Genomic DNA, 26371 nt, shown 5'->3' with positions numbered 1-26371 from the left:
TTTTTGTGGAAAAACTCATAGAACTTGAGATTTTAGGACTTTCGTCCAACCATTCCCAGTCAGGGTCATTTACCTTGGTACTAGGTGAAGTTGGTGGAGCTAGACGTTTGCCGATCGTGATTGGTATGTTTGAGGCTCAGGCGATAGCCTTAGAAATCGAAAAGATTGTTCCTAATCGTCCCATGACGCATGATTTGTTTAAATCATTTGCCGCAGGGTTCAATTTTGACATCGAAAGAATCGTCATCACAGATATGAAGGAAGGTGTCTATTATGCTAAAATTCAGTGTAAAGGCGACCAGATAGAATCTGATGTAGATGCGCGTCCTTCTGATGCCATAGCTATAGCGATACGATTTGGAAGTCCAGTATTTTGTACTGAAAAAGCTATGTCCGAAGGGGCAGTGGAGCATTATGAAGTAGAAAAGCAGGATGATAAAAAGGAACCAAAACCTTCAACACAAAAATTTACGACTAAAAAAGAGCCTTCTTTGAAGGATTTCAGTTTGGACAAGCTCAATCAAATGCTTGACAAAGCGATAAATAATGAAGATTATGAGCGAGCTGCGCGGATTCGTGACGAAATCAATAAAAGAAACTGATACAATATAAGGCCCGGGTTATCTCGGGCTTTTTTTATGCTTTTTACCGCGGTGTTCGCAGAGTTTTTCGCAGAGGGCACAGTTTATCGACTTCAATTTTGCTCCTTGGATGCTTTGGTCCAAGTCTCATAAACCGAATGTTTAATGAGTGTTTTTTGAACCGCAAAGTTCACCAAGAAAGCACCAAGCTTAGAGTTGGCTTTTCCTTGATCATTGGGTTTGGGAATTGGGAATTGATCATTTTTTAACCACATAGGCATAGCAAACATAGTAGGATGTATTTCAATAAGTCCAAGTCATAAGACCTTGATCCAGGTCGATCTATATACACATACCGCTGAACCAGATTTCAAACCTTTAACCTTAAACCTTTAACCAATTTTGAACAAACAGCGTTCTGCGACTGATCACTTCTGCCATTAAATTTACCCCCTAACTCTCATTTTCACTTTCATCCTCTTCATTCATGATTGTTTTATGAGCATGCGTTCCTTATTTTTAGGCCTTATATGCAATAATTACTGAATGGATTACTTAAGAGGAGTCTTTGGTCTGGCCGTCATCGTTTTGGTGGCTTTTATTTTTTCAAGCAATAGAAAGAAAATCGACTGGAGATTAGTTGGAATTGGAATTTTGCTTCAACTGGTTTTTGGTTTTTTGATCACTCAAGTTCCCATTGTGGAAAGTGCTTTTGCAATGGTCAGTCGAGGCTTTGTGAAGTTTCTGAGCTTCAGCCGTAATGGTGCGGCATTTATATTTGGTGATTTGGCAGGAGACAGCTATGGTTTCATTTTCGCTTTCCAAGTTCTTCCTACCATTATCTTCTTTTCAACAGTATCAGCTGGCCTGTATTATTTAGGAGTTCTTCAGAAAGTAGTTTTTGGTATTGCCTGGGTGATGGCGAGGACTATGAGACTATCAGGTCCAGAAAGTTTGTCAGCTGCGGGAAATATCTTTCTCGGTCAGACTGAAGCACCACTTTTAGTCCGACCTTTTATTCCTCAGATGAGTAAGTCTGAGCTGATGTGCCTCATGACGGGGGGAATGGCGACCATTGCAGGTGGAGTTTTAGCGGGCTATGTGGCATTTCTAGGAGGAGATAGTCTGGAGGAGCAAAGTAGATTTGCAGCATATCTTCTGGGAGCCAGTATTATGAATGCTCCAGCTGCCATAGTAATGTCCAAGATGTTTATTCCTGAAGTAGAAAAAGAGCGATTAGATGATAAGCTTGAAGTGAATGAAGAAGCAATGGGAGTAAACCTGATTGATGCAATGTCAATCGGAGCCTCAGAAGGTCTGAAGCTGGCACTAAATGTAGGTGCTATGCTCTTGGCATTTATAGCTGTGATTGCCGCGTGTAACTACCTATTGATGGGTATTTTTGGAGAATATACAGGACTCAATGCATTTGTAATAAATAGCACAGGGGGGCAGTTTGAGGGCTTTTCTTTAGAGTATCTATTTGGACAAGTCTTCCGGGTATTTGCCTGGGTGATAGGCGTGGATTGGGTGGATACACTTCAGGTCGGAAGTTTGCTGGGGCAGAAAACTGTAATCAATGAATTTGTAGCTTACCTGAGTCTATCTGAAATGAAGGAGATGGGAAGCCTAAGCGCTAAATCCATTGTGATCGCGACTTATGCGTTGTGCGGTTTCTCTAACTTCAGTTCAATCGCAATTCAGCTAGGTGGTATCGCCATTATAGCTCCAAATCAACAAGCAAATATTAGCAGATTGGGTCTTAAGTCACTATTAGCTGCTTCCCTTGCTTGTCTGATGACGGCTACGATTGCCGGGATGTTGTTTGGGTAATCTATAGTAGTTTGAGGTTTTAAGTACTTAGACATACGACTTTAGATAAACTATTCTAAAATTGAAGAGATAATGTTTATAATTAACCTATTGGAAAAATCTTCTCAACTTTTATGATGATCTCTGGATTCGGGAATGTTTCATTATTACCTGAAAAGGAAGAAACTAAACACCGCTGTAACACTGGTGGTGAGTTTAAATGTGTGTTTTTCAAATCTACTGCATGCGGCTTTCTATAACCTTGATGAGATTCTTTATCATAGAGTCAGGCATTTGTCTATTGCTGATATCCGCCATATTTTCTTGCAAGTCTTCCGGAGATTCACCCGAAAGAATATTTTCGAATGTTTCACTGCTTGATAGTATTGAGCTTGAACTGCCACTAAGGAGGATTATGTATAATGAAGGGAATTATTATTCCTATGATTATTATTCCAAAAGCATTTTAAAACATGACAATAACTTCAAAATTATTGATACGCTGGGGAAAAGGGGAGAAGGTCCAACCGAAAATCTTTTGGTAAGGAATTTTCAACCACTTGATCCAGATAAAATCATGATTTTTGATACCCAAAAGCACTCTTATAAAGTCCAAGATTTTTCTGATTCGGTCTACTTATACCATAAATTCATGACTCCTGTGGAAAGAGGAGTGGCACTTGATGAGTCATTACTAATCATAATAGCTGGTTTGACCGATTATAAACTTGGTTTTTCATTCTATGATCTAAACAACTCAGAATCAGAATCAATCGAAAAGATAAATGTATTATTCGATGAAGAAAATTCAGGATTGATTTATGATGGAAAGCTACTCAACGAAGGGAAATATGTAGTCCACACCTCTTATTTTGCAAACCATTGGTTTGTTTTTAATACTCTAAACAGTGAACTTAATGTAGGATCTTATCGCTATGAATTTGAAAATCCTAAAGTTCTAGATATTGGTGGTGGGGTAATGTTAGAGAATGCTCCGGAGCTAATTACTGATGCTTTCCTGCATGGATCAAGGTTATTCGTGATTTCAAATGTAGGTGAAAGAGAACACCCAGAACAACGGGTTTTGGATATGTACGACTTAGAAACCACCAATTATTTGAATTCCTACCTGCTTCCAAAACTGCAAGAATCAGCTCCCAGCGAAGGTTTTTATAGAGATAGTAACCGAATTGGTTTACGATATGAAGACTTTTTATATTTCCTGCAATTAGATTAAGAACCTATTTTTATTTATAGATTAAGTCCATAGCCATTTCCTCAAAGTATCATCCTGCTTTAATCAGAAACTAAACCGAAATGAGTTTAAAATGATAGTTGGATTCTTCTTTCTTGTTCCAGGTGATTTCTTTGCTTAAGTGATAAAATGCCTCAAGTAGGGTAGCATTGGTCATTTTTCCTGCATCAATGGCTTTGAAACCAATTAGCTCAATTAATCTTTTTACACGAATTTTTTCCAGATTTGCATCTCCGCAGAAGTATGTTTCCTTCACTATTCCCAAAACATCAGAATTAGGATAGTCCAAGCCAAGGTTATTGAAAGCTTTAAAAATCACTGCTTTTGGTGCAGATCTTCGAATAAGTAGCGTATTGCAGTTGCTTAGTTTATTATCATAATTACTGTTAGTGCAATCGATGATAATCTTGTCATCTAGGTCCGTCTCTTTAAGAGCTTGGCATATTTTCCGCAAATGCTCATTTTCGCAACAAATCAAAATAATTTCGGCTTGAATGATGGCGGATGCATATGGACAAAGCCGATCATAGAAGCGATTTAAAACTTTCCATTCTGCTTCATCAACATTGAAGTCTGGGCAAACTCCAAAAACTACCGTTAGTCCAGCCTCAATGTATTTTTTACCTAAAGACTTGGCAAGGTTCGTTCCTCCTAAAATTCCTAGCTTCATATAGTTTCATATTAACTTTTTACAAGTGATCATTATGCCTTGGATCTACACTAGTACTATAGATTTGGACTAGTATAGCTCAAGGGTTTCAAGTTAATTTTCGAATATCTTTGTTGGGTGAAATGCTTCGAAAATTTCAATCTGTTGCTTCCCTTTAATTGACTGAGGATAATTTATTGTTCTCTGATAATCAGCAGGAACTGTTGGAAACTAGTCTAAACGTCTTAATAATCAAAATATTATTTTGAAAATAATTCAAAAACAATACACGCATCAAAAGTGGTTATTTGAAGATCAAAAAAGTGAATTTGAAAATTTTACAGTTTGGGAGTAATTTGCCCCATCTTATCAGTATTGAAGCGTACGGGATAGTTTAGATGTTGTTTATTTTCGAGTTTTGGATTGAAAAATTAGATTCTTTTTTGCTATTCCAACATTGATAAATTTGGTTTGTAGAGCCTTAACATATTAACCAATTGATGATTAGTTAGGTTAAAAAAATCTGTAAGTGTGTTTGTCTTATTTAGATAGTTAAAAAAAGTAAGAGGCAAAAAATGAGATTTATTAAATATTCCACTTTTTATCTCTTACAATAATTACTACTTACAAGTTAAACGACTTTCAGCATTTACTCTTTATCCCCGTAAAGAGCCTTTCCCGCTTCTTCATATTTATCACCTGCAATCCACATAGGTTGATTGGCAGCGTTTGCAATTTTCTGGGCTGCAAGAATATAGGATTTCCAGTAAAGCGTAACATAATCCAAATCAACAGAATCTACTTCATCTCCTGCCTTGTGATAGTATTTGCTGATTTCATCATCAAAAGCCGTGAATCCAAGACTGAAGGTAGGAGCGGGGATCCCTTCTTTGGCGAAGTTTACATTGTCGGATCTATCGTAAAGTCCCTGCTCAGGAGCTGGATCTGCCAAAGCTTTTAAGCCGAAATCTTCTACTGCTTCTATGATCAAATCATCACCTGTGGTTCTTCCCAGTCCAATCACCGTAATAATTGATGTGTCATTGTAACCAGCTCCATCAATGTTCAGATTGTAAATAATCTGATTAAGCGGAATCAAAGGATTCTCTGCAAAATATCTACTACCTAGAAGTCCTTTTTCCTCTGCTGTCCACAGTGCCAGTAGAATAGATCGTTTGGGTGGATTTTTGGCAAAAAACTTTGCTGCATTCATCACTGCTACAGTTCCTATGGCATTGTCGCGCGTTCCATTATAAATAGAATCACCAGTTTCATCCGGGCGTCCGATTCCTACGTGATCATAATGAGCAGAAAGCATCACATATTCATTTTTCAAATCCTTATCGGTCCCTTCTATCCAAGCAATTACATTTTTTCCATCAATTGGGGAGTTGGTTTTTCCCTCGATCTCCAAAACCGCCGATTTATCACTTCCAGTAGCTATTTCTTTTGGGAGCGCATTCGAGAGATCTTTTACCCAGATATACGGTAATTTGCTGGATTCACCCTTGTCTATGCCCATTTGAGCTCGATTTAGGTAGTTTGAGATCAACTGCCACGGAATGGATGGGATATTAAACCGTTCGATCAAAGCTACAGCTCCTTGTTTTTTAGCATTTGTAGTTTTCTCGCTACCAAGCGAAAATAGATCAGCAGGGCCTATTTTATCCGGTGCGCCCACACTGCTTACAGCAATCTTTCCTGTCAGATCTTTTCCTTCAAAATCTTCTGGGGTTCCAAAACCCACATCAACCAATTCATAGGTTCCACTGAGTGATTCTCCGTCTAGTACAAGTAAGTTTACACCTTGACTGAAGGTAGAATCCCCGATAGTAAGCTGACCTTTGGATGGAGGTGATGAGAGCCGGAAAGGAATATTCTGAAAATAGCCATCAGCACCCGGTACATGTTTAGCGCCAGCATCTTCGAGTTGCATCGCAATGTAATCGTAGGCCATTGCCATTTCTGGGGCAGCAGGATCTCTGCCTTTAAGCTCATCTGATGCTAAGTAAGTTAGGTCAGCAACGGCTGCTATCTCATCAAATTTTTTATCAATTTTCTTCTTTTGTGCTTCAGCTACAAAAGTGATGGACACAAACACGCTAAGGACTAGAAGTGATTTTTTCATCTGTTTATTTTTTGTTTTTTAATGGTCATCCCGTCCCGATAATTATCGGGAGCTATCGGGAGGAATCTTGCATTACGGATAATCATCCCTCTATGTGTCACCTTCGACATGCTCGATTTCATAGGGTTTATAAATTGTGCTTTCTAAAGTAATTCAAATTTAATAAAAGGAGACTCTTATTCTTTTAAATGAAGCTCAGACCAACCAAGATCATCGACAGTCTTTAGAAAATGAGATGGAAGTGGAGCCAAAACCACGATGGTTTTGGTTGATATCGGATGGGTAAACTCAAGTTGCCGTGCATGCAAAAGCAAATTCTTCAATCCAAACTGACGATCAAAAAACTGGTTTTGCTTATTGTCTCCGTGTTTTTTGTCTCCCAAGATATAATGCCTCAAATGTGCTAAATGTCTTCTGATTTGATGTGTACGGCCTGTTTCCGGCTTCAATTCCAATAGGCTATACCGACTTGTAGGATATCTTCCTGTGGTATCAAATGGAATTTCAACTTCCGAAAGTACTTGATAGGAGGTCTGAGCATCCTGCATTCTTCCAGAACGCTCACTTTTCAATGGGTGATCAATCAGATCTGATTTGATTTCCGGTATTCCCCGCACGATAGCCAGATAAGTTTTGCGAACGGATCGATCAGCAAACTGCTCTTTTAGCAAAGGAAGAATTTCTTCCTTCTTGGAGAAAAGCAAAACTCCACTTGTCGGTCGGTCCAAGCGATGGACTGGGGATACATACTGGCCAATCTGATCTCTGAGCAATTGCAAAGCAAAAACCGTTTCATCTGCCGCGATAGAAGTGCGGTGGACAAGCAAGCCGGAAGGCTTATTTATAGCAATAAGGTACTCGTCTTCGAAAAGGATATCTAACACAGGGGAATTTGAAGTTGGTGGATCAAATTGGCTCAAGTCTTCTGACCTGCCTGACCGGTAGGCAGGCTTGGACCTTCGTTAATGCAGTCTCATGACTGCTCGCTTTAATGAGTTCGGATAATTTCAGGCAGTCTGAAGACTGCAGTACAATAAGCACAAGTCAGGGACTTGCGCTAGTGGCCAAGTAACCCCTAATCCTTAAAATATCGTCCCCGATCCTATACATTCCTCTCCATCGTACCATGCCACGAATTGACCCGAAGCAACACCTTTTTGAGGTTGATCGAAGATGACGTAGAGGCCATTTTCCTTTTGGATCAGCGTAGCTCCACTGAGCGGTTGACGATAGCGGATGCGGGCTTCGTATCTGGCCGTCTCACCCATAGCAAGTTTTAAGTCTTCACGAATCCAGTGGATTTCTTCAGTTCTGACAAATAGTCCGTCACGCAATAACCCTGGATGTGTTTCTCCCAAACCTGTATAAATCACATTTTCAGTAGTATCGGTAGAGATCACAAATAACGGTTTTCCTGTACCACCTACATGAAGACCTTTTCTTTGACCTACGGTAAAGTAATGCGCGCCATTATGCTCTCCTAGTACCTTTCCCTGATCTTGAGAATAATGAGTGGGAAGTGAAATGGCATCCAAGGTCTCCTGATCGTATTCTTCTGGAGCTATTCCAGCTAGGATTTGGAGTTTTTGATAAATCGGAAGCTCTTCAGGGATTTGGATGATTTTTCCTTTTTTAGGCTTTAGCTGTTGCTGTAAGAAATCTGGCAAGCGCACTTTTCCAATAAAGCATAACCCCTGACTGTCTTTTTTATCGGCAGTAATCAGGCCCATTTCCTTTGCTTTTTTCCTTACATCAGGCTTTTGCATATGACCGATTGGAAACAAAGCCTTGCTTAACTGACTTTGATTCAATTGACATAGGAAATAACTTTGATCCTTGTTTGGATCAGCTCCTGCAAGCAATTTATAGGCAGTCTTTCCATCTGCGCCTATGGTTTCACCTTTCTGGCAATAATGTCCAGTAGCCACAAAATCTGCTTTTAGCTTTTCCGCTGCTTTCAGGAAAATATCAAATTTGATTTCCCTATTGCAAAGAATATCCGGATTGGGAGTTCTGCCTGCTTTGTATTCAGCAAACATATAATCCACGATTCTATCCTTATACTCTTCACTGAGATCAATCGCTTGAAAGGGAATTCCTAATTTCTCTGCCACCAGCATCGCATCGGTGGAATCTTCCATCCATGGACACTCATTGGAAATAGTGACAGATTCATCGTGCCAGTTCTTCATGAACATCCCGATGACTTCGTAGCCTTGCTCGATAAGTAGGTGAGCAGCCACGGAACTATCGACCCCTCCGGAGAGGCCGACTACTACTCTTGGTCTTGTCTTCATGTGCTGTAATAAGTAATGGATTCAAGGTCCATTAGGTTACAATGTGCTCAGAACAGTAATTTTTGTGAAATTGGTTCTGAATGGGACAAAGTTAATGGAAATCTAGTTGGTTTCTGCTGGCTGGAATTTACCATAGACAGCGTCTTTGAATTTTTTGTGAAGCTTAATCTGATCGTATGGAAAAAGCTGAACGAATAACACAGCGGTAATTTCATTTACCGGATCAATCCAAAAAAGTGTGCTGGCGGCTCCATCCCAAAAAAACTCACCCACCGTTCCTGTAATCTCTTCTGCACTTGCAGGAGGAGCAACACGAACAGCGAAGTCAATTCCAAAGCCCACTTTTCCCTTACTTGGAAGCCAAGATCTTTCTGTTACAGAATCAGACAGCTGGTTTGTGCTCATCAGGTTTACAGTTTCTGGCTTGAGAATTCTTGCTTCTCCAAATTCACCCTTATGCACAAGCATTCTGGCAAAAGTCATATAATCATCCAAAGTTGATGTCAGTCCGAAACCACCTGGAGTTAAAGGATATTCATTGATATTGAAATCATGAGCTTCTTCAGTTGGGATTTTCTCCAGCTGACCTTCTCCGGTTCTTCGATAAGATGCTGACATCCTTGATCTGTCAGATTCCGGAACGAAATATCGGGTATCGTTCATTTTCAATGGATCTAGCACGTGAGTTTGAACATATTCTTTATAAGGAATTCCAGCTATTCTTTCCACCAAAAATGCCTGTACATCCACGGACTGTCCATATTCCCACTGCGTTCCCGGCTGAAACCATAGCGGAACCTCTCCAATCCGTTTGGCCATTTCGGTCAAGGTAATTTCAACACTTCTAGGATCTTTTTCATCTAGAATCTCACTCAGTCCCGGAATATCAGCTCGATTGGGAAAGCCAGCTGTATGGCGTGTGATGTCTAGAATTGTGACAGGTCGATCTGCATCAACTAACTTAATGTTGCCATTTTTATCGACACCATCATAAACCTTCATATTGGTAAATTCCGGGGCATACTTTGCCAGAGAATCATCCAATTGAAATTTCCCTTCTTCATACAGCGTCATCAAAGCAACACCTGTAATCGGCTTGGTCATGGAATAAATCTGCACAATGGTGTTTCTATCCATTTTAACCTGATTTTCTCGATCAGCATATCCAAAAGCATTGAAATAGGCTTCCTGATCCTTTTCAAAAATCAAGGCTGAAACTCCGGCAATATTTCCACTTTCCACAAAGCTTGAAAGTGTAGAGTCAATTCTAGCTCTAACTAGATCATTGACTAAGAGAGTTTCAGAGGATTTTTGCTTTTCTTGACAGCTACTTGAAAAGACAAGTATGGATAAAACATATAGATATAGCTGTTTCATAGGTTTGGATTTTGGGTAGAGCAAATCAATTTGAAATCTAAATCAGCCTTGAAAAATACTTATTAATGAAAGACAATCGATATCTAACTAATTGGATATGATTAATATATGCTTTTTTTAGCTCATCTATAAAGGTAAAACTAAAATAGGTGTTGCCTAAACTAGCGGAAATTTCACATCGGTCTCCCGTCATCGGTCTTCGGTCTTCTAAGCAAAGAAATTGAGGAGACTGGAATCACTAAGGATAATCACATTAGATATTAAAATCCTCTTCCCAGAATCGGAAACCTCCTTTGAATGCATTTTGATTAGTGCCCAGTCTACAGCCTTCTGGAATTTCGGTCAGCAATTTTGAATTTCCCCCTCCAAGCAAGATGTCATCTGGTTGGAAAGCAGCTCTGAAATACTCTACTGCTTTCAGTACATTCTTTTCCCATCTTTTCGAACCGCTTTTGGCCAGATATTCTTTTCCCACATATTCTTCAAATGTTTTCTTTTTGAAGGGTAGGTGTCCACCTTCTATCGGAACAATTGTATTATGAATCACCAGGGATGTTCCAAGTCCGGTTCCTATTCCAAGAAAAAGTAACTTTTTTCCTTCATACCCACCTAATGCCTGCATGGCAGCATCATTTATGATTTTAAGAGGCATATTGAATGCTGAATGGAAGTCGAATTCATTCCAACCTGTTCCAAGATTCACTGGCTCACTGACTATTTTATTATTTTTTACTACTCCGGGAAAACCCATTGTAATCATGTCATATTCCCAATCAGAAGCATTTTCTTTCACTAGATCAACCATCTGCCCTGGAGAAAAATCAGGTCCGGAAGGTATTTTTATTCTTTCTTCAGCACCTGTAGCCAGGATTTTTATATTTGAACCCCCTATATCGATTACAAGGATTTTCCTATTGTTTTTTTCCATCGGTTGAAACTAAATAGAAATGTTTACTTACCGAAACAGAAATTGATTCAATTCTGATATTTCGTGTAAAAATAGCAATGCGATAAAGCAAATGTAATTTCGATTGGAAATGATTTTTCTTTACACAAATGCTGTGATCTCACATTTCTTACTTTAAATTACATGTAATACCAGCAACCCATATAACCCAAATCATTTGTGCACAAATAATGATTTGATCCTTTTGAATAAAAATTTCAACCTAGCCTATGTCTATCAAAGTTGCCATTCGGCACTATACCAAATACGAGTACGATCGCCACATTACTCTGAGTCCACAAGTGATTAGGCTGCGACCTGCACCACATTCACGCACCCATGTCAAAGGATATTCATTAAACATCAAACCTGAAAATCACTTTATCAATTGGCAACAAGATCCATTTGGTAATTACCTAGCCCGGGTAGTCTTTCCAGAGAAAATCAAATTCTTTGAGATTGACGTGGAAGTGATTGCTGATATGGTGGTGATCAATCCGTTTGATTTTTTTGTGGAAGACTATGCAGATAAATTTCCTTTTTCCTATGACGAAAGCGTAGAGAAGCAGCTTAGCCCGTATTTAGAAATTAAAGAATCCGATCCCTTGCTGATGAAGCTGGTGGAGAAGGCTATATCTTTGATTACAAAAGATATTATCACGGTGGATTATCTCGTAGCGATCAATGCAATGATCAACCAGGAGCTGCGGTATAATGTACGAATGGAACCTGGTGTACAGTCTTGCGAGGAGACGCTGACCATAGGATCTGGTTCATGTAGGGACTTTGCCTGGCTGATGGTTCAGGTTTTACGTCATGTGGGATTGGCATCTAGATTTGCATCAGGATACTTGGTTCAATTGAAATCAGATGAAAAATCTCTCGATGGGCCATCTGGACCTGAGGAAGACTTTACCGATTTGCATGCATGGACGGAAGTTTATGTGCCGGGAGCAGGCTGGATAGGATTGGATTCAACTTCAGGTTTGTTTGCCGGAGAAGGTCATATTCCACTTGCATGTACACCTAGCCCACAGGACGCTGCACCTATTACTGGAATGTCTGAACCTGCGGAGACTGAGTTTTTCTTCAAAAATGAAGTTACCAGAATTGAGGAAACCCCTCGGGTGACCAAACCATATTCTGAAGAGCAATGGGAGAAAATTCTGGCTGTTGGCGACTTGGTTGATGAAGATTTAGTCGCCAATGATGTAAGATTGACGATGGGAGGTGAGCCTACTTTTGTGTCTGTGGACAATCAGGATGCGCCTGAGTGGAATACCGACGCTGACGGTGAGCATAAGCGAAGTCTCTCCAATACGCTTTTTCATAAACTAAAAGGAGAATTTGGCTCTGGTGCACTAATGCAATATGGCCAAGGCAAATGGTATCCTGGCGAACCTTTGCCTCGATGGAAATTAGCTTGTTTCTGGAGAAAAGACGGGAAACCAATGTGGCACAATGATGCCTTGATGGCTGATTTGTCCAAGGATTATGGAATGAGTGACAAGGATGCGGAAAAGTTTATGTCCGAATTGGTTTCACAACTTAATCTTGACAAAACTAATTTGACGCCCTTATATGAAGATCCCTTTTATTTTATTTGGCAGGAAGGGAAAGTTCCTGTAAACATCGATCCATATAAATATGATCTGAAATCGCCTCTTGAGCGTCAAAAACTTGCTGAGTTGCTTAATGAAGGTCTGGATAAACCAGTTGCATTTTCGATTCCTTTAGAATGGGATTTGGAAGAAGGTGTATGGCAGAGTTGTCGCTGGAAATTTAGAAGAAAAGATTTGTTTTTGATGCCTGGAAATTCTCCTGCTGGTTTAAGATTACCGCTGGACTCTATAGAGTTTACGCCACCAGAAGAAGAGCCTATGAAACCAGATACAGACCTATTTGCTGAAGTACCTGACTTACCGGATTCAGAACTTAAATCAACTGTATTTATAAATCCGCCAAAGAATTCTGATCGAATTTTCAAAACTTCCTTGGTGGTGGAAATAAGAGAAGGAAAGTTGTTTGTCTTTTTTCCTCCGCTCAATCTCATTGAGAATTACCTGGATTTGGTAAGTGCGGTAGAACGTACTGCAGAAAAATTGGAATTACCGATTTTAATCGAAGGATATGACCCGCCTTCAGATAAGCGTATAGAAAAGATGATGATTACGCCTGATCCAGGTGTGATTGAAGTGAATATTCAGCCTGCCAAGAGTTGGAAGGAAATCACCACTAATTATGGGATACTCTATGAAAAGGCGCGAGAATCCCGTCTGATCAGTGAGAAGTTTAATGTAGATGGAAAGCATACCGGAACAGGTGGTGGAAATCATATTACACTAGGTGGCTCCTCACCGGAAAACAGCCCATTGCTAAGGAGACCTGATGTCTTAAAGAGTTTCATTACCTATTGGCAGCATCACCCAGCTTTGTCTTATTTATTCTCTACACAATTCATCGGCCCAACTAGCCAAGCTCCTAGAGTAGATGAGGGTAGGGATGATATGCTATATGAACTGGAATTGGCTTTTCAGCAGGTTCCAAATGGTATAGAGAATGAGATTCCATTTTGGATGGTAGATCGAATCTTCAGGAACTTGTTGGTTGATATTACAGGCAATACACATAGAGCTGAGTTTTGTATCGATAAGCTTTATTCACCGGATTCCAGCAGTGGTCGATTGGGGATTTTGGAATTCCGTGGATTTGACATGCCACCTCACTATAGAATGAGTATGGTTCAGCTGCTGTTAATTCGGGCATTGATGAGCTGGTTTTGGAAAAAGCCATATGATCATAAACTCGTACGATGGGGGACTTCCTTGCATGATAAGTTCTTGCTTCCACACTACTGTGAAAAAGATATGCTTGAAGTTGTCAATGATTTGAGAGGGGCGGGGTATGACTTTGATTTAGCCTGGTTTGATCCTTTTTTCTCTTTCCGGTTTCCTTTTATTGGTGAGCTACAAGTAGATGATATTCATATTGATATGAAAATGGCAATTGAGCCATGGCATGTATTGGGAGAAGAAATTTCCAGTACCGGAACAGCTCGTTATGTAGATTCTTCTTTGGAAAGACTACAGGTGAAAATCTCTGGATTGACAGATTCCAGATATCATTTGCTATGCAATGAACATAGGATTCCATTGAAGAATACTGGAGTGCAGGGTGAGTATGTAGCGGGTATTCGATATCGTGCTTGGCAGCCTTATTCTGCTTTACATCCTACTATCGGTATTGATACACCTTTGGTGATTGATTTGTACGATACGTGGACCAAGAGATCGGTAGCAGCTTGCCAATATCATGTCGTTCATCCTGGTGGCAGGAGCTATGATAATTTCCCTATAAATAGCAATGAAGCTGAATCCCGTAGAATTTCACGGTTTTTTGACTTTGGCCATACGATAACCCCTGCCGTCAGTGCAACTACAACTGTGCAGGATGATCATAAATCAGGTCGATATATCACCAAGATGAATGTTAATACCTCTTATGACGAGTCTCCAGAAATTGTAAACCCAGAATTCCCCTATACTATGGACCTTAGACGATATAAAAAACGATGATTCTATATTATTTCAAGGTTATTTAGTTCAATTTTGAGATATGATTGAGTCTTATCTTATTGACAAAATGTTCAATAATGAGCCGTTTCTAGATGAAATGGCCACCGACCAAGGTAAAATACATCCGCATTGGGAGAGTTTAGCCAAATACTACGAGCAAATAGGCTCTGATCGTATGGGGCAATTTCACGAGGAAGTAGGTCGGCAATTGCGTGAAAATGGAGTGACCTACAATGTCTATGGCGACCCCAATGGGATGAATAGACCTTGGATTTTAGATCCTGTCCCTATGATCTTTAATAGCGAAGAATGGGAGGGGATTGAGAAAGGGTTACTTCAGCGTACAGAGTTGTTGAATCTGATTTTAAGTGATTTATATGGAGATCAGACTTTGATCAAAGAAGGTCACATTCCATTTGAATTGATTTACAATCACCGAGGGTTTCTTAGACAAGCTCATAATATCAAGTTGGACGGAGATCAGCAGCTCATTCAATACTCTTCCGATTTGGCTCGTGGCCCTAATGGGAAAATGTGGGTTCTTCATGATAGAACAGATGCACCTTCTGGTGCCGGCTATACATTTGAAAATAGAGCAGCGATGACACGGGTGTTTCCTGAGCTAATCCGTGAGAATCACGCCCGAAAAATCACGTCGTATTATCAGACCTTTAAAAATACACTTAGCAACCTTACCACAAATAATAAGGAAAACCCAAGAGTTGTCCTGCTTTCTCCCGGTCCCACTAATGAGACATTTTTTGAGCATGCATATATCTCTTCTTTTATGGGATTTACGCTGGCTTTTGGCGAAGATCTTACCGTAAGTGATGGGTATGTTTGGTTGAAAACCATCAAAGGTCTTGAGAAAGTCGATGTGATTATCCGTCGGGTAGATGATGTTTTTTGTGATCCTTTGGAATATAGAAGCGATTCACATCTTGGTGTTGTAGGTCTGATGGAAGCAGTAAGGCAGCGTAAAGTATTGGTGATTAACCCGTTGGGATGCAGAGTGTTAGAGAACCCTGGTTTAATGGCTTTTTTGCCTAAAATCAGCAGGCATCTTTTAGGAGAAAATCTGATTCTACCTTCTGTAGCTACATGGTGGTGCGGTCAGCCAACCGAAATGAAATATGTTTTTGAGAATATAGACTCATTGGTGATCCGAAATATCTATCGGGGTACGCAAAAGAAATCTGTTTTTGGAGGAGATTTGGCAAAGGCTGAAATAGAGGCCTTGAAGCGGGAGATTCGTCGAAGTCCTTATATGTATGTGGGTCAGGAAATGGTAGAATTCTCCACAACACCATCTTGGATCAATAATAAACTTGTAGCGAGAAACGCTGTCTTCAGAAGTTACGTAGTCGCTGACTCGGAAAATAAAAACTATAAAGTGATGCCTGGTGGATTGTCTAGAAGCTCTCCTGAGAAGGGTGCTTTCTTAGTGTCAAATCAGACAGGCGGAATTAGCAAGGATACTTGGGTCCTTGGTAAGGGTAAAGATGTTTCATCCATTGTTGCCAAACCGCTAAAAATTCAGCCTTTGGTCCGAAATGTACTGCCAAGCCGTACAGGTGAGCGTTTATTTTGGCTAGGAAGGTATTTAGAGAGATCGGCATATTCTGTGCGTCTGATGCGGATGACGTTGCTTTCTTACAATGAAGCTGACGAGGATATACATATTCATGAAAATGCTGTACTAAGCACTTTGCTACAGACGCTGACCATGATGACAGGCACTTTGCCGGGATTTACAGTGAAAAAGAATCTAAAAAAACCAGAAGCTGAATTGCTCGCATTGGTTCATGATGTAGCTAAAACCGGTAGTTTGGCTTATTCCATACAGTCCTTTTTGACCAATGCTTATTCAGTTCGCGATAGGTTGAGTTTGGATACTTGGAGGATTTTGGACAGTATTTCTGAAGAGCTCACGAGAATGAGGAAATCTGACACAACTCTAATGCAAGCTTATCAAAGCCTGGATAATATGGTGGTGAAATTGATGGCTTTTTATGGTTTGAATATTGACAACATGACTCGTGAGTCTACCTGGCATTTGTTGAATATTGGAAGGTTTATTGAATCGGCATCTAATAATTGTTTGATTTTGAAAGGAATGCTCAGTAAGTCTTTTGATGCTGAGGCAAATAAGGAGTTGATGGAAGATACCTTGCGTTGCAATGAAAGCTTGGTTACGTATCGCTATCGCTATAGATCTAATCTGGAAATGCACGGTGTATTGAGCTTATTGATATTGCACGAAGACAATCCTAGATCACTGATTTTCCAATTATTGGAGATTGATAATCATTTGAAAACACTTCCAAACCAAGATGAAAAGGAGCTTTTCAGTATTGAGCGTAAGAAATTACTGGAAGCTATCACCAAAATCAGGTTATGTGATATTGATGTTATTTCAATTCCAAATGTGCTCACTAATGAATTTGATGAATTGACATCACTTTTGGATCAAATTATCAGCCTATTACATGAGACTTCCGATGCGATTTATGAAAAATATTTCAGTCATACTGAAAGCAGATACAGTATGATTCAATCCTCTGTAATTCCTGAGATATAAAATCTAGCATGTTGCAAGTGACACAGAGATTGATGGTTATAAATGCTTCGAGATTCTCTCGAATCCTTCCCGATAACTATCGGGACGGGACAGACTATGTGGCCTTTAAAAATTAAACTAGATATGTATATCCGCTTTTTTGCCAGCAAGGATGCAAAAGCAACATAGGATTTGGTGAACTCAAGAATTGAGGCCGCTTCGGTCTCCCGTCATCGGTCTTCCGACCAGATAAGCGAAGGATCTAAGGTAACTGGCATCATTGCGGATAATCAGATTAAATTATAAACAGATGAAATATAAAGTCACGCATATAACAAATTATATCTACGAGTTTCCAGCGATTCTTTGTCACAATTTGATGTTTCAGATTCCTCCAAGTCTGCCATTTCAGAATGTGGAAGAATATACATGTGAAATTAGTCCGAAACCTAGTTCTGAGATAGAGAGGGAAGATTTTTTCGGAAATAAGTACCTGTACTTTTCTGTAGAAAGATCTCACAAGAATCTGAGGGTATCCTCTAAAAGTGTGGTGGAGCTTTCGTCTCCACCCTGGATTTCGATTAAACCTTCTGAGACTTTAGCTTGGGAAAAAGTGGTTGATTTACTTCACTCCACAAAGTCATCTACGGACGTTCGACAATATTATTTGGAGTCGAAACATGTTCAATTTGTAGATGGGATAAGTGCATATGCATTAAAATCTTTTACTCCAGGTCGACCGATCATGGAAGCAATGCTTGATTTGAATACCCGGATTTTCAAAGACTTTGCATTTACCCCTGGATTCACAGATATCAGTACTCCTCTTGAGAAAGTATTTAAGCATAAAAAAGGAGTGTGTCAGGACTTTGCACATTTCTCGCTTGCTTGTTTAAGAGTGATCGGCTTGGCTGCAAGATATGTGAGTGGTTATCTGGAAACTTTGCCTCCTCCAGGCAAGCCAAAAATGATAGGAGCGGACGCCTCTCATGCGTGGATTGCAGTATATATTCCAGGACATGATTGGGTGGAGTTTGATGCGACCAATAATCTTCTGGTGAACGATAAGCATATTCGTGTAGCCGTTGGACGTGATTTTGCTGATGTGACTCCATTAAAAGGAATCGTTTACAGCGGAAGTAAGCAAGAGATGAAGGTGAGTGTCGATGTGAGGAATCTAGACGAAAAAGAAGTAGTGGATTAGCTTTCTAGGGTTGAAATCTTTTAGGACCAGAAACTAAGAAATAAGAAGAAAATCAATTTTGATTCTCCTGAAATTCTGAAAAGTTATTTTGTAAATCCACTGTATTACCATAAATCTAAAAAGTTAAGCTGTTTTAAGCTTTTAATTGAAGAAGTGAAAATCAGGATATGAATTATATAGACTTTAGTCTTACAAACATTATAGTTAATAAATCTTACAAATAAAGCTGTTTATTTATTTAGTAAGAGAATTAAACCACTAGGAATTAATTCACTTTTTAATTAAATTTTGCAGATGGAATATAAATGATGGAGATATATTATTTCAGCTTAGTTAGCTAAGATGTTAGTGTTATTATACTAAATAAATAGATGTCTATTTATGGAGATTTTTTAGAATCTGATGGTTGAATAAAAATCACGATTAACCTTATAAATTCCGGGTTAGAGTCAAAATATATGTCACTTATACAGAATATAGAAACTCCCAAAAGGTATTTATTCCAAGGTCTTGTATTGCATGTTCTTTTCCTCATTTTTTCCCAAAACCCCAGCCTAATCCAAAATATAAAGCTTCTGGATAACCAACTCCAGTCCGCAAGATAAAGTGTTTTCCGGGTTTCTGAAGACGGTATCCCATGGATCCAGAGAAAATATGTACCTTGGTCTCTTCCGCATTAAAGCCAATATTTGGACCTACATTCAATTCGAAATGACTGCCATTTATTCCTGTGAAAAAACCAAATTGAAAATAAGTGTAATTTGCACTACTTATGTAAGCCCAATCAAATATTTCATATTTTCCTATTCCAAATTTCAAATAGAGGGTCGATTTTGAATTGTCTCTTGCCTCTTTAAGTATTCTTTCGTAACTAAAAGTTACTGCTGAATAATTAAATATAAGAGTCCCAGAAGTTAGTTGAATTGAGTTTTTGTAAAATAAATTATCGGTATTAGTCGTCTGACTATATACATCGGTATAGTTGACAAGACTGCATACTGAAATCATAATTAAAAGGATGTGATTTTTCATATGTTTTTAATTGCTTTTTAGGGTCACATGGAATCTTTGACGATTAAAATAATCATTGGCCTGGTGTTTAATGATGATTTTAATCGTGTCGATTTCATATTTTTATAATTTACTTTTAGCGACTATTCTGTACAGTCGGATAGACGAAAAATTTTTGATTTAAAAACTTAATATTTAGATTGATTCAACCCATTCTTCTTGAAGAAATAGTATTGCCTATACTAAAATAAAACACCATCAAATTACGTCCTAATTAAAAAATAATAGACGCTAATTTTTACTAATTATTTTTATTTTATTGGGAGTAATCAATATGCACGATTTCTCTTGGAAGAGATTAAGATGTTTTTCAAGGTAATTGAAATGCTGAATACATTTTAGGGGTTTTATGGGAAAAACCAGCTGGTAAATGTATTTCAAAAGTCCTTTCAAGCCTATAGTTTCTTATTAAATAGCAAACTTATAGACTGCGGTTTTTTCAACTAGCATTACAATTCACCAAGCGTAAGCTTAGGAAAGTAAGCATCAGCGAGATTAGCTCAAAGCCTAGTTCCGAGATAGCGTGGGTGGATTTATTGAATAAATAACTGTGCTATTCTGTAGAAGGTGCGAAATGAATCTAACGGTACCTTCAAAAAGCATAGTTTAGCTTTCTTCTCCATCTTGGGTTTTGGTGAATTTTGCTATTTCTTTTGTGAAATAAAGTGATTGAATAGCCTAACAGTTTAAAATTTAGTTTAACTTTTTCGTGCTAACTTTTCAAGTTGCTTTCATCAAAATAATTATCACAGATCCTGCTATCATAATAACCGAACCCAGGATCTTTTTTCGGATATCCTTTTCTCTAAAAACCCGGTAACCTAACAATACGCTCACCAAAATAGAGAGTTGAAAAAGAGACAGTGCATATCCCACGTCCATATTTTCAAACACATAATTCGTGGAAAGTTGCATAGTTCCAATGCAAATAATTAACACTAGTAGCTTTCCAAATGCACCATTTTTAAGACTTGAAACTTCATGGTTTAGGTTGACTCGAAAAGCTAGTAAGATTACAAATGAAAAGATGGCTCCAAAAACACACCAAGAAATAAATGCTATTGGAGGTGACGAAGCAATGATTACTTTCTTTACAAAGATTGCTTCTATAGCCGTAATTATCATCGCACCGATTCGAAATTGAATTTCCTTATTTCTTAATAAAGCTGGTGTAAAGCGTTCATCCGTAGTGTCCAGAACCAAGTAGCTTCCGTAGATAATAATCGCGATTCCAATAATTCCCCATAGGTTTGGGATTTCTCCCAAAAGAAATACTCCGAAAATCACGCCTACGATTGATTTGTAAGAGTTGATTGGGCCAAGTATGGAAAGATTGCCTCTTTGGAGTGCCTTGACTAGAAGAGCATTTCCCATGGCACCGAAAATGCCTCCTAGAAGAGAGAAGAACCAAAAGTCCTTACCTAGCTCTCTGATTTCTAAGAAACCTAATCCTAGAAGACAAATACAAGCAAGAAGAAAGTAAGTGAGAAAATTTATCCAAAGTGGATGAGACCCTTGAAGAGTTAATTGCTTTTGGAAGACATTTCCTAGAGGATTGGCAATTACTCTGAGAATTACGGCGAAGGAAATGAACAGAATCTCGGTCAAAAAAAAGCAGTTTAAATTCAGTTCTCAGATTTCTATTTTAAAGCGAAGAGGCTCTGATCCAATCCTTGATAAGTTGTATTAGCTCAGAAGAGTTGCTCTTTATTTCAGCTAAATCTTTGAAGGAAATGACAGCTCTATCATTGGATTTCCAAGACATCAATTTAGAAGGGTCTTCAATTAATCTTTCTGCCGGTAGGGATAGGACTTTAGCACCTCGATGAAAGATGAGCTGTATTTGCTTGGGAGGATACATCTTCATTGTGATTCTATCTTGGCCTTCGTAGCTATAGTTGGGGCCATTCCACTTAATGTTTTCTGAAAGCTGTGAATCTGTATCCAAGATTAGGCTTCTTATTAATTCTATCTCTTCCCGTAAAGGATGTTCAAGTAAGTTTAAGAATTCTGTGACCTCTGCATTTAATCTCATAGGGTGAACCAATTAGAAATAGTAGTTGTCAACAATTGACATTGCTAGCTGTTATCCTCCAGACTTCTTAGCTTTGTATCCAGCTGTCTGAAGTACCTGAACTACTTTATCCCGGTGATCACCTTGGATTAAGATTTCACCATCTTTTGCTGATCCACCTACACCGCATTTATTCTTCAGCATTTTTCCTAATTCCTTAAGATCCTCATCGCTTCCTATAAAACCCTCGATTAGGGTTACTTTCTTTCCTGCACGTGCTTTTTTATCGAGCAATACTTTCAGGTTTTGCTGATTAGTAGCTAAAGTTTCTTCAATTTCCTCATTCCCAGTTTGAAATTCAAAATCATCGCTGGTTGAATAAACCACGCCATCTCGCTTTTTCCAATCGTTATTTTTTTTTGCCATGTTAAAATGAAAAAACCTACCCAAAAGAGCAGGTATAGATACTCATGTTTTGAATTATTTAGTTTTAAATGTCCAAACAGGACGCTTTGCATGATTGACCACATCTTCTGCTATTGATCCTGTAAATAGATGGGCCAAACCAGTTCTCCCATGAGTAGCCATCGCAATTAGATCAGCATTAATATCTTCTGCAAACTCCACAATTCCCGCTTCTTCAGAATATGAATTGTAAATTTCCGCCACTGCGTGTTCAATAGCATACTTGTTGGCAAATTTCTTAATGCGTGCAGCAGATTCCCTCGTAGTTTCAAAACTGCCAGGTGTATTGATAATCACCAAGTAGAGATCAGCATCAAACCATTTTTGAAGCGTCTTTACACGATCTGCGAGCTCATCTTGGTCCTCACGGAAATCACTTGCAAATACGATTTTTTTGAATTTACTAGGATCAGTTGCTGCTTTTACCGTGACAACTGGACACTGAGCCGTACGCACCACTTTTTCAGTATTGCTTCCGACCAATACCTCTTCGATGCCACTGGTACCTTTGGATCCCATGATCACCAAATCAGGATTTTCTTCAATGATCGCAGATGAAATACTTTGGAATGCATTACCCAAAACTATTTTTGTGCTGAATGAAAAGCTGTTTTCAGCATATTTACTTTCTAGTTCTTTGAACTGTTCCTTGCGGCGGTTCACCATTTCGATGACAAAGATTTGGTTATCCATATCAGGTATGAAATCACCTCCACCCATAGTGCCCATTCCAGAACTAGAAGGAATTTCTACTACGTTCAAAACGGAAATTTCTACTTGGTCAAAGCTACTGGCAAGAGCAGTTGAAAAGTCAAGTGCATTTTGAGCTTGCTCTGAGAAATCAAAGGGGACAAGTACTTTAGTCATATTAGCGATATGTTTGTTCATTACAAATTACCCTAATTTAGAAACTTAGAAAAGGACTTTTGTCAGCTTTTTCCTAAAAAAACTAAACCAATACCAAATAGAATAACCCAGATCAAGGTGCTGATCGCCATTTTTTTCAGATTAGGATCAATGGACTGTGAATCCTTGCCTTTTTGCACATTGATTCCAATTTTGACCATGAAGGGAAAAATTGCCAAAGCAAGTAATGATGTCCATTCTTTCGTAGTAAAAGCGAAAATGAATAAGCAATAATTTCCGCCTAAAATTAAAATCCAGTTGTAAATAATTGCCGCTTTCTTTCCAATTCTCACTGGGATAGATTTCTTACCCGCAAGTTGATCAGAGACTATATCTCGGATGTTATTAATGTTTAGTACAGCTGCACTAAATAGCCCCAAGGCAATTCCTATCCAAATAACCGAATTATCCCACGCTAAACTATGGAGGAAGTAAGTGCCATAAACACCGAGTAATCCGAAGAAGATAAACACCGAAATATCACCAAATCCGGCATATCCGTAAGGATTATTTCCAGAAGTATAGGAAATAGAAGCCCAAATAGCTGCTAGTCCTAAGCCTAAAAATATTCCGAAAATAGCCCAATCCTGAATCGCCAAGTAGAGTAGCGACAAGCCAGCTAATAGCGCCAAAGTGCCAAAAAGATACATAGCCTTCTTCATTTCTGGCAAAGAAATCAAACCAGACTGTACCGCTCTCACTGGCCCTTGTCTATCCTTATGATCGGCACCATGAATAGTGTCACCATAATCATTTGAGAGGTTTGAGAGGATTTGTAGAAATATGGTTGTTAGCGATGCTAGGAGTAAGATTTCCCAACGGAAAACGTCCTTGTATGCTGCTAAAAAAGACCCTGCAAAAATGCTTGCCAGCGCCAGGGGTAACGTACGAAGCCTGACCGCATGCAGCCAGGCTTCTTTTTTTGATTGAATAGTTTGTTTCACTCAGTCGGAAAGGTTCTGATTAAGCGTTGATGATATCAATGATTTCTTGATCCAGAGGGTCTACCTTGGAAGGAAAAAATTTGATCAATTCACCTTTTTCGTTTAAAATATATTTGCAGAAGTTCCAGCTAGGTTCCTCGTTATTCCATCCGTTTAATTCTGCATCTGAAAGCCATCTGTAGATAGGGTGCTTGTCGAAGCCTTTTACAGATACCTTCTCAAACATCGGGAAGGTTACTCCATAATTTTCTGAACAAAAGGATTTGATTTCTTCATTTGAACCAGGTTCCTGTCCGCCGAAATTATTTGCAGGAAAACCTAAAATGACAAGTTTGTCCCTGTTTTCAGAATATAGTTTTTGCAAAGCTTCATACTGAGGAGTGTAGCCGCATTTGGAAGCTACATTTACCACCATGATTTTTTTTCCTTTGAAAGAACTGAAGTCAACTTCTTTTCCTTCAAGGTCTTTCATGGTGAATTCGTAGAAAGATTTTACCATGGTGTTATCAGATATAGAAGTAGAAGTTGAATTAGATTTTGACTTAGTTTTGCTGATGGTGTATGCGCTTACGAGTAAGAGTAGACAGCCAAGAAATAGTAAGTTTTTCATGTCTTATTAAATGTTTTTTAAAGGTCACCCCGATTAGTCGGGACAGGTTATGGGATCTCGCACCTGCCTGCCTGCCAGGCAGGTGGTTGATAATGATCCCACTGTGCGGTGGATACGTCATGCCTGTCTGCCACAGGCAGGCTTGATTTCATCATTACATTCGTTCAGGTACAGTGATTCCTAGTAGTTGCATACCTCTTTTTAGAGTTTTGGCGGTATGGGCCGATAGCGCTACGCGGAATGAAAGAATAGTTGGGTCATTTTCCAGAAAGATAGGAAGATCTGCATAAAATCTATTGTATTCCTTGGCTAAATCGAATAGGTATTGTGCTAAAACCGCAGGAGAATAATCCAATCCAGCTTGAGATATTCTCTTTTCAAAATCATTAAGCAAGTAAATCAGGCTAGATTCTGATTCTTCAATTTTAGAAATAGTAGAGAAATCTGCCTGTTTGTAATCCACTCCGATTTGCTCTGCTTTTCTTAAAATAGAAGCGATTCGGGCATGAGAGTATTGGATAAAAGGCCCTGTGTTTCCCTGAAATTCGATGGATTCCTGAGGATTGAAAAGCATGCGTTTTTTAGGATCTACTTTCAACAGAAAGTATTTCAAAGCGCCCATACCAAGCGTCTCGTAAAGGGCTGTTGCCTGTTCTTCATTGAAGCCATCAATTTTGCCAAGCTCCTTAGTATGCTGAGCCGCAGTATCTATCATTTCCTGCATCAGGTCATCCGCGTCTACCACAGTTCCCTCACGGGATTTCATTTTTCCAGTCGGCAAATCTACCATGCCATACGACAAATGATAAAGTCCTTCTCCATAAGGTCTGCCCAGTTTACGCATGATCTTGAACAATACATCAAAGTGGTAATCCTGTTCATTTCCAACTACATATACAGATTTACTAATCCCGAAATCATCGTACTTCAAATCAGCGGTCCCCATATCTTGGGTGATGTAAACGGAGGTTCCGTCACTCCGTAATACAAGCTTTTCATCCAGTCCCTCATCAGTGAGATCCACCCAAACTGAGCCATTTTCTTTCTTAAAGAAAACTCCTTTTTCCAGCCCTTCAGTGACAATGTCCTTTCCTAATAAATAGGTGCCTGATTCGTAGTAAAACTTGTCAAAACTAACTCCCATACGTTGGTAGGTTTTTTCAAATCCAGCATAAACCCACTCATTCATCTGCTTCCACAGGGATACAACTTCCTCATCATTTGCTTCCCATTTGCGAAGCATTTCCTGGGCTTCAATCAACAATGGAGCATTCTTTTTCGCTTCATCTTCCGACTGCCCTTTTTCTTTCAGTTCAGCAATTTGCTTTTTGTATTCCTGATCAAAAATCACATAGTATTTACCAGCAAGGTGATCTCCCTTTAAGCCGGAAGATTCAGGGGTTTCACCATTAGCAAAGTGTTGATAAGCCACCATGGATTTACAGATATGGATTCCCCGGTCGTTGACAAGATTGGCTTTGATGACTTCATAGCCATTCGCTTCTAGGATGTTGGCGACTGAGAAGCCTAAGAAGTTATTTCTCAAGTGGCCAAGGTGCAATGGTTTATTTGTGTTTGGAGAAGAATATTCCACCATCACTTTTTGACCGTTGGATGGAAGCTGACCTATGTTTTCGTTGGCAAAAAGCTTTTGAAAGACATCCACCCAGATAATATTATTCAGTTCCAGGTTCAGAAAACCCTTCACCACATTGAATCCTGCCACTTCAGCGACATTTTCCTTTAGGTATTCACCGATCAGATTAGCAGTAGCTTCAGGCGTTGCTTTGGAAATTTTCAGATAAGGAAAAACAACAAAAGTGTAAGTGCCTTCAAATTCCTTTCGTGTAGGAGCAAGGCTGATTTGATCCAGGGGAAGGTCGTGGTTGAAGATATTCTGAAAGGCAAGCTGAATGCCGTTGTGTATTGATTCTTGTATGTTCATATTTTTTAACCGCAGAGGGCACAGAGGTTAAC

20 protein-coding genes are annotated in these 26371 nt (G+C 39.1%); 6 read left to right on the top strand and 14 right to left on the bottom strand.

Annotated elements, in window-relative coordinates:
- The first annotated feature begins 5 nt into the window (after window positions 1–5).
- From SYJ56_RS11260 to SYJ56_RS11250, 3 genes are all read left to right on the top strand, one after another.
- Complete coding sequence (locus tag SYJ56_RS11260; protein WP_323834196.1) at window positions 6–602, top strand: bifunctional nuclease family protein; 597 nt, start codon at window positions 6–8, stop codon at window positions 600–602.
- A gap of 525 nt (window positions 603–1127) precedes the next feature.
- On the top strand, window positions 1128–2414 hold the full coding sequence (locus SYJ56_RS11255) for a NupC/NupG family nucleoside CNT transporter (protein WP_323834195.1): 1287 nt from the start codon (window positions 1128–1130) through the stop codon (window positions 2412–2414).
- A 244-nt stretch (window positions 2415–2658) separates the two neighbouring features.
- The gene (locus tag SYJ56_RS11250) at window positions 2659–3630 is read left to right on the top strand and encodes a hypothetical protein (RefSeq protein ID WP_323834194.1); all 972 of its coding nucleotides are present in this window, start codon (window positions 2659–2661) and stop codon (window positions 3628–3630) included.
- Window positions 3631–3700: 70 nt separating this feature from the next.
- Here the strand turns inward: SYJ56_RS11250 and SYJ56_RS11245 are convergent, their stop codons facing one another.
- The 6 genes from SYJ56_RS11245 to SYJ56_RS11220 all read right to left on the bottom strand — a co-directional run bounded on the left by SYJ56_RS11245 (window position 3701) and on the right by SYJ56_RS11220 (window position 11027).
- The gene (locus SYJ56_RS11245) at window positions 3701–4318 is read right to left on the bottom strand and encodes an NADPH-dependent F420 reductase (RefSeq protein WP_323834193.1); all 618 of its coding nucleotides are present in this window, start codon (window positions 4316–4318) and stop codon (window positions 3701–3703) included.
- Between the two features lie 628 nt (window positions 4319–4946).
- Window positions 4947–6425, bottom strand: a complete 1479-nt coding sequence (locus SYJ56_RS11240) for a M28 family peptidase (protein WP_323834192.1) — start codon at window positions 6423–6425, stop codon at window positions 4947–4949.
- Window positions 6426–6601: 176 nt separating this feature from the next.
- On the bottom strand, window positions 6602–7309 hold the full coding sequence (locus SYJ56_RS11235; RefSeq protein WP_323834191.1) for a pseudouridine synthase: 708 nt from the start codon (window positions 7307–7309) through the stop codon (window positions 6602–6604).
- Window positions 7310–7507: 198 nt separating this feature from the next.
- Entirely contained in the window at window positions 7508–8722 is a 1215-nt protein-coding gene (gene mnmA, locus SYJ56_RS11230; RefSeq protein ID WP_323834190.1) for a tRNA 2-thiouridine(34) synthase MnmA, read from the bottom strand.
- Between the two features lie 102 nt (window positions 8723–8824).
- Window positions 8825–10099, bottom strand: a complete 1275-nt coding sequence (locus SYJ56_RS11225) for a serine hydrolase domain-containing protein (RefSeq protein ID WP_323834189.1) — start codon at window positions 10097–10099, stop codon at window positions 8825–8827.
- 253 nt (window positions 10100–10352) lie between these two features.
- Complete coding sequence (locus SYJ56_RS11220) at window positions 10353–11027, bottom strand: ROK family protein (RefSeq protein ID WP_323834188.1); 675 nt, start codon at window positions 11025–11027, stop codon at window positions 10353–10355.
- A 248-nt stretch (window positions 11028–11275) separates the two neighbouring features.
- Between SYJ56_RS11220 and SYJ56_RS11215 the strand changes: the two genes are divergently transcribed.
- The 3 genes from SYJ56_RS11215 to SYJ56_RS11205 all read left to right on the top strand — a co-directional run bounded on the left by SYJ56_RS11215 (window position 11276) and on the right by SYJ56_RS11205 (window position 18384).
- The gene (locus tag SYJ56_RS11215) at window positions 11276–14620 is read left to right on the top strand and encodes a transglutaminase family protein (RefSeq protein ID WP_323834187.1); all 3345 of its coding nucleotides are present in this window, start codon (window positions 11276–11278) and stop codon (window positions 14618–14620) included.
- A 40-nt stretch (window positions 14621–14660) separates the two neighbouring features.
- Window positions 14661–17201, top strand: coding sequence for a circularly permuted type 2 ATP-grasp protein (locus SYJ56_RS11210; RefSeq protein ID WP_323834186.1), 2541 nt, complete (start codon window positions 14661–14663; stop codon window positions 17199–17201).
- Between the two features lie 289 nt (window positions 17202–17490).
- Window positions 17491–18384, top strand: coding sequence for a transglutaminase family protein (locus SYJ56_RS11205; protein WP_323834185.1), 894 nt, complete (start codon window positions 17491–17493; stop codon window positions 18382–18384).
- Between the two features lie 531 nt (window positions 18385–18915).
- Here the strand turns inward: SYJ56_RS11205 and SYJ56_RS11200 are convergent.
- The 8 genes from SYJ56_RS11200 to argS form a co-directional block, all read right to left on the bottom strand.
- A complete protein-coding gene (locus SYJ56_RS11200) occupies window positions 18916–19416 on the bottom strand; it encodes a hypothetical protein (protein WP_323834184.1) in 501 nt (166 codons plus the stop codon).
- A 759-nt stretch (window positions 19417–20175) separates the two neighbouring features.
- The gene (locus SYJ56_RS11195; protein WP_323834183.1) at window positions 20176–21063 is read right to left on the bottom strand and encodes a DMT family transporter; all 888 of its coding nucleotides are present in this window, start codon (window positions 21061–21063) and stop codon (window positions 20176–20178) included.
- Window positions 21064–21100: 37 nt separating this feature from the next.
- Window positions 21101–21490: a DUF1801 domain-containing protein gene (locus tag SYJ56_RS11190; RefSeq protein ID WP_323834182.1), complete on the bottom strand. Its 390-nt coding sequence runs from the start codon at window positions 21488–21490 to the stop codon at window positions 21101–21103.
- Window positions 21491–21541: 51 nt separating this feature from the next.
- Entirely contained in the window at window positions 21542–21895 is a 354-nt protein-coding gene (locus SYJ56_RS11185; protein ID WP_323834181.1) for a translation initiation factor, read from the bottom strand.
- A 54-nt stretch (window positions 21896–21949) separates the two neighbouring features.
- Complete coding sequence (locus tag SYJ56_RS11180; RefSeq protein WP_323834180.1) at window positions 21950–22822, bottom strand: universal stress protein; 873 nt, start codon at window positions 22820–22822, stop codon at window positions 21950–21952.
- A 41-nt stretch (window positions 22823–22863) separates the two neighbouring features.
- Window positions 22864–23784, bottom strand: a complete 921-nt coding sequence (locus tag SYJ56_RS11175; protein ID WP_323834179.1) for a 1,4-dihydroxy-2-naphthoate polyprenyltransferase — start codon at window positions 23782–23784, stop codon at window positions 22864–22866.
- Window positions 23785–23803: 19 nt separating this feature from the next.
- Window positions 23804–24394 carry a glutathione peroxidase gene (locus tag SYJ56_RS11170; RefSeq protein ID WP_323834178.1) on the bottom strand — a complete coding sequence of 197 codons (591 nt, stop codon included), beginning with the start codon at window positions 24392–24394 and terminating at the stop codon, window positions 23804–23806.
- A 154-nt stretch (window positions 24395–24548) separates the two neighbouring features.
- On the bottom strand, window positions 24549–26339 hold the full coding sequence (gene argS / locus SYJ56_RS11165) for an arginine--tRNA ligase (protein WP_323834177.1): 1791 nt from the start codon (window positions 26337–26339) through the stop codon (window positions 24549–24551).
- Window positions 26340–26371: the final 32 nt, after the last annotated feature.

This window comes from Algoriphagus aurantiacus, assembly GCF_035156405.1.
GTDB lineage: Bacteria > Bacteroidota > Bacteroidia > Cytophagales > Cyclobacteriaceae > Algoriphagus > Algoriphagus aurantiacus.
This window is presented reverse-complemented; position numbering and strand designations above follow the sequence as displayed.